General features: G+C 73.1%; 6 protein-coding genes and 1 pseudogene (1 of these 7 cut by a window edge). 6 read left to right on the forward strand and 1 reads right to left on the reverse strand.

Annotation, left to right across the window (positions count from 1 at the left end):
• A pseudogene (locus ACFP3V_RS06220) lies at window positions 1-2354 on the forward strand (AAA family ATPase); the annotation flags it as partial.
• A gap of 13 nt (window positions 2355-2367) precedes the next feature.
• Window positions 2368-3570 (forward strand): signal recognition particle-docking protein FtsY, encoded by a 1203-nt coding sequence (gene ftsY, locus ACFP3V_RS06225; RefSeq protein ID WP_380580583.1) that lies wholly within the window; start codon window positions 2368-2370, stop codon window positions 3568-3570.
• 64 nt (window positions 3571-3634) lie between these two features.
• Here ftsY and ACFP3V_RS06230 read toward each other — a convergent pair whose 3' ends face one another.
• Complete coding sequence (locus ACFP3V_RS06230) at window positions 3635-4216, reverse strand: bifunctional DNA primase/polymerase (RefSeq protein WP_380580585.1); 582 nt, start codon at window positions 4214-4216, stop codon at window positions 3635-3637.
• A gap of 466 nt (window positions 4217-4682) precedes the next feature.
• Here ACFP3V_RS06230 and nsdA point away from each other — a divergent pair, with 466 nt between their 5' ends.
• The 4 genes from nsdA to ACFP3V_RS06250 form a co-directional block, all read left to right on the forward strand.
• On the forward strand, window positions 4683-6140 hold the full coding sequence (nsdA, locus tag ACFP3V_RS06235) for a transcriptional repressor NsdA (RefSeq protein ID WP_380580587.1): 1458 nt from the start codon (window positions 4683-4685) through the stop codon (window positions 6138-6140).
• A gap of 371 nt (window positions 6141-6511) precedes the next feature.
• Window positions 6512-7846 (forward strand): ammonium transporter, encoded by a 1335-nt coding sequence (locus ACFP3V_RS06240; protein ID WP_380580672.1) that lies wholly within the window; start codon window positions 6512-6514, stop codon window positions 7844-7846.
• 1 nt (window position 7847) lies between these two features.
• Entirely contained in the window at window positions 7848-8186 is a 339-nt protein-coding gene (locus ACFP3V_RS06245; RefSeq protein WP_380580589.1) for a P-II family nitrogen regulator, read from the forward strand.
• A gap of 232 nt (window positions 8187-8418) precedes the next feature.
• A protein-coding gene (locus ACFP3V_RS06250) for a [protein-PII] uridylyltransferase (RefSeq protein WP_380580591.1) crosses the window boundary here: on the forward strand, window positions 8419-9458 show its 5' portion. 1393 nt of this gene lie beyond the right edge of the window; only the first 1040 of its 2433 coding nucleotides appear in the window; its start codon is at window positions 8419-8421; the stop codon falls past the right edge of the window.

Below are 9458 nucleotides of genomic sequence, written 5' to 3' on the forward strand. Positions count from 1 at the left end.
GGAGCAGGCCGCCGTCGCGGACGGCAGCGAGGCCCACGACGCCGAGCTGGACGCGGCGTTGGCGCGGGCGCGGGCCCAGGTGCAGGAGGCGGAGGAGGCCCAGGCGGCCGCGCGCGACGCGCAGGCCGCGGCGGAGCGGGAGCGGGCCGCGCTGACCGCGCGGCGGGACGCGCTGGCCATCGGGCTGCGGCGGAAGGACGGCACCGGCGCCCTGCTCGGCGCCGCGGACCGGCTGACCGGCGTGCTGGGGGCGGCCTCCTCTCTGCTGGCGGTCCGTCAGGGCTACGAGACGGCCGTGGCGGCCGCGCTGGACCGGGCAGCCGACGCCGTGGTGGTCCGCGGGGCGGATGTGGCCGCCGAGGCCTTGCGGCTGCTGCGGAAGGAGGACGCGGGCCGGGCGGCGCTGCTGGTGGCCGCGGACGTGCCGCGGAGCGGCACGGCTGACCTGCCAGGGCGCGCGGCGGCGGTCCTGCCCGAGGGGGCTGTCCGGGCGGCAGACCTGGTCGGCGCCCAGGCGGACGCCCCGGCCGACGCCCAGCGGGTCGTGGAGGTCGTGCGGTCCCTGCTCCGTGCCACCGTCGTCGTCAGCGATCTGGAGGCGGCGGAGGCGCTGCTCACCGCCGGGCCGGAACTGGTGGCGGTCACCCGGGACGGGGACGTGCTCGGGGCCGGGTACGCCTACGGCGGGTCCGCCGGAGCGCCGAGCGTGCTGGAGACGCAGGCGGCTGTGGACGAGGCGGAGGCCGGGCTCGCCGAACTGGAGGCGCAGCGGGAGGGGCTGGCCGAGGCCGTCGGGCAGGCGAAGGCGCGGCGGCGCGAACTGGCCGCCGCCGTCGAGGAGTTGACGCAGCGTCGGCGGGCGGCGGAGAAGGAGCGGGCGGCGCTGGCCGGGCAGCTCGGGCGGCTGAGCGGGCAGGCGAAGGCCGCCGAGGGGGAGGCGGAGCGGCTGGCCGCGGCCGTCCAGCGGGCCGAAGAGGCCCGGCAGGAGGCCGAGTTGGAGCTGGCGGAGCTGGAGGAGCGGCTGCTCGTCGCCGAGGAGGCGCCCGGCGAGGAGGAGCCGGACAGCAGCGAGCGGGACCGGTTGGCCGAGGCGGGTACCCGCGCCCGGCAGGCCGAGATGGAGGCACGGCTGGCCGTCCGCACGCACGAGGAGCGGGTGCGCGGACTGGCCGGCCGGNGTGCGCGGACTGGCCGGCCGGGCCGACGCGTTGGACCGGGGCGCGCGGGCCGAACGGGAGGCGCGGGCGCGCGCCGCCGCGCGGGCGCAGCGGCTGCGCCAGGAGGCGTCCGTCGCCGCCGCGGTGGCCGAGGGAGCGCGCCAGCTGCTCGCGTTCGTCGAGCGCTCGCTGGAACAGGCCGCCGCCGAGCGGGCCGAGGCCGAGCGTGAGCGGACCGAGCGGGCGGAGGAGCTGAAGGTCCAGCGGTCGCGCAGCCGCGAGCTGAAGGCGGAACTGGACCAGCTGACCGACACCGTGCACCGGGACGAGGTGCTGCGGGCCGAGAAGCGGCTGCGCATCGAGCAGTTGGAGGCCAAGGCGCTGGAGGAGCACGGCCTGGAGGCCGAGGCGCTGCTCGCCGAGTACGGTCCGGACCAGCCGGTGCCCGCCGCGGAGGAGGGGCAGGAGCCCCGGCCCTACGTCCGCGACGAGCAGGAGAAGCGGCTGAGGGCCGCCGAGCGCGCCTACGCCCAGCTGGGGAAGGTCAACCCGCTGGCGCTGGAGGAGTTCGCGGCCCTGGAGGAGCGGCACAAGTTCCTCGGCGAGCAGCTGGAGGACCTCAAGAGCACCCGTCGGGACCTGCTGACCGTGGTCAAGGAGGTGGACGAGCGGGTGGAGCAGGTCTTCACCGCCGCCTACCACGACACCGCACGGGAGTTCGAGGGCGTGTTCTCCCGGCTGTTCCCGGGCGGCGAGGGCCGGCTGGTGCTGACCGACCCGGAGAACATGCTCACCACGGGCATCGAGGTGGAGGCCCGGCCCCCGGGCAAGAAGGTGAAGCGGCTCTCGCTGCTCTCCGGCGGCGAGCGCTCGCTGACGGCCGTGGCGCTGCTGGTCTCGATCTTCAAGGCCCGGCCCAGTCCGTTCTACGTCATGGACGAGGTCGAGGCCGCGCTCGACGAGACCAACCTGCGCCGGCTCATCGCGATCATGGAGGAGCTGCGGGACAGCTCCCAGCTGATCGTGATCACGCATCAGAAGCTGACGATGGAGTGCGCCGACGCCCTCTACGGCGTCTCGATGCGCGGCGACGGCATCTCCCAGGTGATCAGCCAGCGGCTCCGGGACGAGCCGCGGAAGCCGCCGCGCCGGATCCTCCCCGCACAGGCGTCCACCGAGGAGCCGGTCGGTAGCTGATACTGGAGGCGCTATGGAATACGTGATTCTCGCCATCGTCATCGCCGCCGTCGTCATCGGCGGGGCCGCCGGTCTCGTCGTCAGCGGCAAGCGGCGCAAGGAACTGCCCCCCGCGCCGCCCGCCCGGACGCCCGAGCTGCGCGAGCCGCAGGTGGGCGAGGAGGCCGCGCCTCCGAAGGAGGAGCCGCGGCGGCAGGTGGAGGAGGTCGCCCTGCCGGAGACGGCAGTGGAGACCGTCCCGGAGACGCCGGGGGAGGAGGGCGTCCTCCTCGTCGAGGTGCCCGAGCCCACGGCGGGCCGGCTGACCCGGCTGCGCTCGCGCCTCGCGCGCTCGCAGAACACCCTCGGCAAGGGCCTGCTCAACCTGCTGTCCCGGGACCGCCTCGACGAGGACACCTGGGAGGAGATCGAGGAGCTGCTGCTCACCGCGGACGTGGGCGTGCAGCCGACCCAGGAACTGGTCGAGGCGCTGCGGACCCGGGTGAAGGTCCTCGGCACGCGAAGCCCCGACGAGCTGCGCGGGCTGCTCCGCGAGGAGCTCGTGGCCCTGATCGACCCGACGCTGGACCGCACCCTGAACACCGCGAAGCACGCGGACGAGGATCCGGCCCGCCCGGCCGTCCTGCTGGTGGTCGGCGTCAACGGCGTCGGCAAGACCACGACGAGCGGCAAGCTGGCCCGGGTGCTGGTCGCGGACGGCCGCAAGGTCGTGCTCGGCGCTGCGGACACCTTCCGCGCGGCGGCCGCGGACCAGCTGCAGACCTGGGGCGAGCGCGTCGGCGCCCGCACCGTGCGCGGCCCGGAGGGCGGCGACCCCGCGTCGGTGGCCTTCGACGCGGTGAAGGAAGGCATCGCGGAGGGCGCGGACACCGTCCTGGTGGACACCGCCGGCCGCCTGCACACCAAGACCGGCCTGATGGACGAGCTGGGCAAGGTCAAGCGCGTCGTCGAGAAGCACGGGCCGGTGGACGAGGTGCTGCTGGTGCTGGACGCGACGACGGGTCAGAACGGGCTCGTCCAGGCAAAGGTGTTCGCGGAGGTCGTGGACATCACGGGCATCGTGCTGACGAAGCTGGACGGCACGGCCAAGGGCGGGATCGTGATCTCGGTGCAGCGGCAGTTGGGCGTGCCCGTCAAGCTCATCGGCCTGGGCGAAGGCGCGGACGACCTCGCCCCCTTCGAGCCCGAGGCCTTCGTCGACGCCCTCCTGGACTGAGCGAGCAGCCCCTCAGGGGCGCGACGATCCCCCACCCTTCGGGCGGGAGATCGTCGCGCCCCTTTCAGGTGCTGCAACTGAGCATCAGCGCCCGCGTCCCCGTGTGGGCCGCGTAGGCCAGCGCGCTCAGCAGGGGCTGGGGTTCCGGCGGCCGGAGGACCGACTCTGGCGTGGGCGGCCGCAGCCACCGCGCCGTGGGAGAGGGCGGGACCGGCACGGAGGCGCCGACGCCGCGACCGGTGAGGTCCAGCTCGGCGCCGTCCCAGCCCGCCCGGTAGAGCAGCTTGGGCAGCTCCGCCGCCGTGCCCTCGGTGACGAAGAAGTGCGCGCTGCCGTCCGCGGCCAGCACCGGGCCCGGGCGCAGGCCCATCCGCTCGGCGCGGACCAGCGCCTGGCAGCCGGCCTGCTCGGGGACGGTGAGGACGTCGAAGCCGTGGCCGGTGAGCAGGCGCACCTGCGCCTGCGGCCGGGTCAGCCAGGCCGCGCGCACCTCGGCGGGGCCGCTGCCCGGGCCGAGACGGAGGCCGTCGAGGTCGACGGTCCAGCCCCAGAGGGACGTGTACTCGGCCACCGCCCGGCACCGGGTGGCGCTGCTGCGCCGGCGTCCGGCGAGGGGGCCGGTGGAGAGGATCGGATTGATGGCCACTCACCTCCAACCTGCGTGGGTGTCCGATGGTTACGGCTCGATGGGCGGGGGCTTGCCAGGGGGCGCGCTTTCGGGCTGTGCGCCACCCGATCGGATGGCGATTTCGTGAATTCGTTGCCCGCGCCGACGCGGATGGGGGAGGGTCGGTTCCGGTGGCTCCGCCGGACGGGCGAGGTGCATGGCGAGGGTGTGCGAAGGCTGTGCATCCAGTGAAGCGCGCGACAGCCCGGCGAAGTTCACCCGGAGGGGTGGCGAAAGGTGGCGTTTCCGGTGGCGGGCTCCCCCGGATGGCGCAAACCGCGCTAGGTTCCTCGGTGCAGGATCGCTGATGCTCCGTCAAGTGCGTATGCCAGTGGCACTTCTGACTGACCGTCAGGGATCGCGGCAAGGGTTCAGGCTCGGGGCTCCGGCTGACGGTGCATCACGGGCGAGGCTGTGCAAGTGAGCCCGGGATGGGGGCGTTCCGGTGGGAGACAAGCAACCGAATGAGCAACTGACCGCCTGGTTCGTCCGGAGCGGGTGGTCCAAAGGCGAGTTGGCCCGTCAGGTCAACCGCCGTGCCCGGCAGATCGGCGCCGCGCACATCAGTACCGACACCTCGCGGGTGCGCCGCTGGCTGGACGGCGAGCAGCCGCGCGAGCCGATTCCCAAGATCCTTTCCGAGCTGTTCTCGGACCGTTTCGGCTCCCTGGTCCCGGTGGAGGACCTGGGTCTGAAGGCGGTCGCGCCGCTCGCTCCCGGTTCCGGGGTGGACCTGCCCTGGAGCGGCGAGCAGACGGTGAAGCTGCTCTCCGACTACTCCCGCAGCGACCTGATGCTGAACCGCCGCGGCTTCCTCGGCACCTCGCTGGCCCTCGCGGCCGGCTCGGCGCTGATCGAGCCGATGCAGCGGTGGCTGGCCCCCACCCCATCCGGCCAGTCCGCCAACGGCATCGTCAGTGCGGCCCGGGGCGAGACGGCCACCGGCCGTCTGTCCGAGCCGGAGCTGGACCTGCTCGAGTCCACCGTTGTCATGTTCCGGCAGTGGGACGCGCAGAACGGCGGCGGGCTGCGCCGCAAGGCGGTCGTCGGCCAGCTGCACGAGGTCACCGACCTGCTGCAGGAGAGCTACCCGGCGGCCACCACCAAGCGCCTGTTCCAGACCACGGCCCAACTCGCCCATCTCGCCGGGTGGATGAGCTACGACATCGGGATGCACCCGAGCGCGCAGAAGTACTACGTGCTCGCGCTGCACGCCGCCAAGGAGGCCGGGGACCGGTCCTTCGGCGCCCTGATCCTCACCGACATGTGCCGGCAGATGATCCACCTGAACCGTCCGGGCGACGCACTGGAGCTGATCCACCTCGCCCAGTACGGCTCCCGGGACACCGCCACGCCCCAGCAGCAGGCGCTGATGTACGCCATGGAGGGTCGCGCCTACGCCAACCTCGGCGACGTCGCCAAGTGCCACCGCGCCACCCGGCACGCGGAGGACGCCTTCGACGAGATGGGCAAGGGCGACGAGAAGCACGACTGGCTGAAGTTCTTCTCCGAGGCCGAACTCAACGCCGAGAACGCCCACTCGCTGCGCGACCTCTGCTACCACACCGGCCGCAGCCAGGTGTACGCGCTGCAGGCCAAGGAGCCCATGGAACGCGCGGTCGAGCTCTTCTCCCAGGACGAGAACCACCGCCGCTCCTACGCGCTCAACCTGATCGGCATGGCCTCCGTCCACCTGCTGCAGCAGGAGCCGGAGCAGGCCGCGGCCTCCGCCCAGGAGGCGGTGGACATCGCGGTCAAGATGCGCTCGGAGCGCGTCAACAGCAGGCTGCGCAAGACGGTCGAGGCGGCCCACCGCGAGTTCGGCTCCGTGAGCCAGATCGCCGACCTGTGCGAGCGCGTCGACCAGTCCCTCCCCGAGCACGTCCAACCCAAGGCCGTCTGACCGCGTGCCGCCGCCCGTCCGCGGCGGCATTTCGGCCACGGCTTCCCCGGTCACCGGCCGCGAGAACCGTCCGGATCACCCGACTCGGCTCCCCCACGCCAGGTCTGAAGGACGGTTCTCGCGGCCGGTTGTACTTTTCCGGCTCGTTTCTCGCTCTTCTTCTCCCCGCTTTCAACTGCGCATCGGAACGGGTGTGACTTCCGTTCACTGCGGCGTAACAGCGGCGTCAGCTTCGTCACCTCTGCGAAACACGGTCACGCACCGGCCGAAACCCGCCTCCGTCACTCTCTCCTGCATCAGCCGACGCCTCCGGGGGAAACGGGACGGGATACCCGGAGGTGCAGCGGCCCGACACCTTCGAGGAGACGCCGATGCCCAGCGGCTTCAGCGGCGGGGATACCGCATTCGTACTCATAAGCGCGGCACTGGTCCTTCTGATGACCCCGGGCCTCGCTTTCTTCTACGGCGGCATGGTCCGGGTCAAGAGTGCCCTGAACATGCTGATGATGAGCTTCGTGACCATCGGCATCGTCACAGTGCTGTGGGTGCTCTACGGTTTCTCGCTGAGCTTCAGCAACGACGCGGGCGCAGGTCTCATCGGTGACCTGCACTGGCTCGGAATGCGGGACATCGGCACGAACGCCCTGCACGGAACTGTTCCGATCTTCGCCTTCTCGGCCTTCCAGCTGATGTTCGCGGTGATCACCCCGGCGCTGATCTCCGGCGCCATCGCCGACCGCGCGAAGTTCTCCGCCTGGGCGCTCTTCGTCGCCCTCTGGGTGACCATCGTCTACTTCCCGGTCGCCCACTGGGTCTGGGGCCCGAACGGCTGGCTCGGTGCGCAGCAGGGCGTCCTCGACTTCGCCGGCGGTACCGCCGTCCACCTGAACGCGGGTGTCGCGGGACTGGCCCTGGCCCTGGTGCTGGGCAAGCGCAAGGGCTGGAAGAAGGACCCGATGCGTCCGCACAGCCTGCCGCTGGTCATGCTCGGCTCCGGGCTGCTGTGGTTCGGCTGGTTCGGCTTCAACGCCGGTTCGGAGCTGGCGGCCGACGGCATCGCCGGTGTCGCCTTCATGAACACCCAGATCGCCACCGCCGCCGCCATGGTCGGCTGGCTGGCCTTCGAGAAGATCAAGCACGGCGCCTTCACCAGCCTGGGCGCGGCGTCCGGCGCGGTGGCCGGCCTGGTCGGCATCACGCCCGCCTGTGCCTTCATCAGCCCGCTCGGCTCGATCCTGCTGGGCCTGGTCTGCGGTGTCCTGTGCGCCTGGGCCGTCGGGCTCAAGTACAAGCTCGGCTTCGACGACTCGCTGGACGTGGTGGGCGTCCACGCGGTCGGCGGCGCCGCCGGCGCGCTGCTCATCGGCCTCCTGTCCACCGGTCACCTCTACTCCCCGGCCAAGGGCCTCTTCTACGGCGGCGGCTTCAGCCAGCTGGGCAAGCAGGCGCTCGGCGTCGCGGTGGTCGGCGCCTTCTCCTTCGTCTTCGCCTGGCTGATCGGCACGGCCATCGAGAAGACGATGGGCTTCCGGGTCTCCGAGGACGTCGAGCTCGCGGGCATCGACCAGGCCGAACACGCGGAGTCGGCCTACGACTTCAGTGCGGTCGGCGCGGCGCTCTCGAAGGCGCTGGGCTCCACTCCGGCCGCCCAGGAGAGCGCGAACGAGGAGGCCGCCGTGGCCCCGGGTACGAAGGTGGACGCCTGAGATGAAGCTCATCACCGCAGTGGTCAAGCCGCACCGCCTGGACGACGTGAAGGAGGCCCTGCAGGCCTACGGCGTCCACGGCCTGACGGTGACGGAGGCGTCCGGCTACGGTCGCCAGCGCGGTCACACCGAGGTCTACCGGGGCGCGGAGTACACCGTCGACCTGGTGCCGAAGGTCCGCATCGAGATCCTCGCGGAGGACGACGACGCGGAGAGCGTGATCGAGGTGGTCGTGAAGGCCGCCCGGACCGGCAAGATCGGTGACGGCAAGGTCTGGTCCGTGCCGGTCGAGTCCGCGGTCCGCGTCCGCACCGGCGAACGGGGCCCGGACGCCCTGTAGTTGCACCACCCCCGCGGAGGCGCGGGGGACTGAGCGACCAGCCCACCACTCGGGGAGGTCCGGCCGGAACGTTCGGCACCGGACCTCCTCGGGTGGTTTCTCGCGCTGGGGGCACTCCCGCTGCGGGGGCACCGCCGGCCGAAGGCCAGGGGAGGGCGAGGGATTCCTCGCGCCCCTGGTCGGGGCGCTGAACGTATGCTGCACAACAGGCCGATCAGATGGGGAGCGGGACTTGACGGACGCACAGGCCGAGAGCACCGGATACGCCGCAGAGCGGCTGCGTCTCCTGCGCGAGGACCCCCGAACCGGCGCCGAACGGCGCTCCGCACTGGCGCAGTTGACGGACCGTTGGCTTGCCGGCCTGTACGCCGCCGCCGCCCCGGAGGGCTCGGGCACCGCCCTGGTCGCCGTGGGCGGCTACGGCCGCGGCGAGCTGTCGCCGCGCAGCGACCTCGACCTGCTCCTGCTCCACGACGGCGACGCGCGGCGGGCGGGCGCGGTGGCCGAACGCATCTGGTACCCCGTCTGGGACGGCGGGCTGGCGCTGGACCACTCCGTTCGGGACCTCGGCCAGGCCCGCGCCGTCGCCGCCGAGGACCTGAAGGCACAGCTCGGCCTGCTCGACGCCCGTCACCTCGCCGGTGACCCGGCGCTCACCGCCTCGCTGCGCTCCGCCGTCCTCGCCGACTGGCGCGCCTCCGCGCCCAAGCGCCTGCCCGAGCTGCTCCAACTGGGCCGTGAACGGGCCGAGCGCCACGGCGAGTTGGCCTTCCTGCTGGAGCCCGACCTGAAGGAGGCGCGGGGCGGCCTGCGCGACGTCACCGCGCTGGACGCGGTCGCCGCCTCCTGGGTGGCCGACGCGCCCCGGGCCGGCCTGCGCGAGGCCGCGGCCACGCTGCGCGACGTGCGCGACGCCCTGCACCTGGTCACCGGCCGGGCCACGGACCGGCTGAGCCTGCAGGACCAGGACGGCGTCGCCGCCCAACTCGGGCTGCTGGACGCCGACATCCTGCTCCGTCAGGTCTACGCCGCCGCCCGCACCATCGCCTATGCGGGGGACGTGACTTGGCGCGAGGTGGAGCGCGTGCTGCGGGCCCGCGCCGGGCGCGTGCGCCGCGTCGGCCGGTTCGGACTCGGCGGCGGGGGCGTGCGCGGGCCCGTCGCCGCCCGCACGCCGCTGGCCGAAGGCGTCGTCGAGCAGGACGGCGAGGCCGTCCTCGCGGCGCCGGCCCGCCCCGGTCACGACCCCGTGCTGCCGTTGCGGGCGGGGGG

Origin of the sequence: Streptacidiphilus monticola (assembly GCF_042658505.1) — a bacterium.
In the GTDB taxonomy this organism is placed as follows: Bacteria; Actinomycetota; Actinomycetes; order Streptomycetales; family Streptomycetaceae; genus Streptacidiphilus; species Streptacidiphilus monticola.

What these genes read in the sequence shown, in the direction of transcription:
- ACFP3V_RS06240 (WP_380580672.1), top strand. Translation starts at nt 6,512, where the DNA reads ATGCCCAGCGGCTTCAGCGGCGGGGATACCGCATTCGTACTCATAAGC.
- ACFP3V_RS06245 (WP_380580589.1), top strand. Translation starts at nt 7,848, where the DNA reads ATGAAGCTCATCACCGCAGTGGTCAAGCCGCACCGCCTGGACGACGTG.
- ftsY (WP_380580583.1), top strand. Translation starts at nt 2,368, where the DNA reads ATGGAATACGTGATTCTCGCCATCGTCATCGCCGCCGTCGTCATCGGC.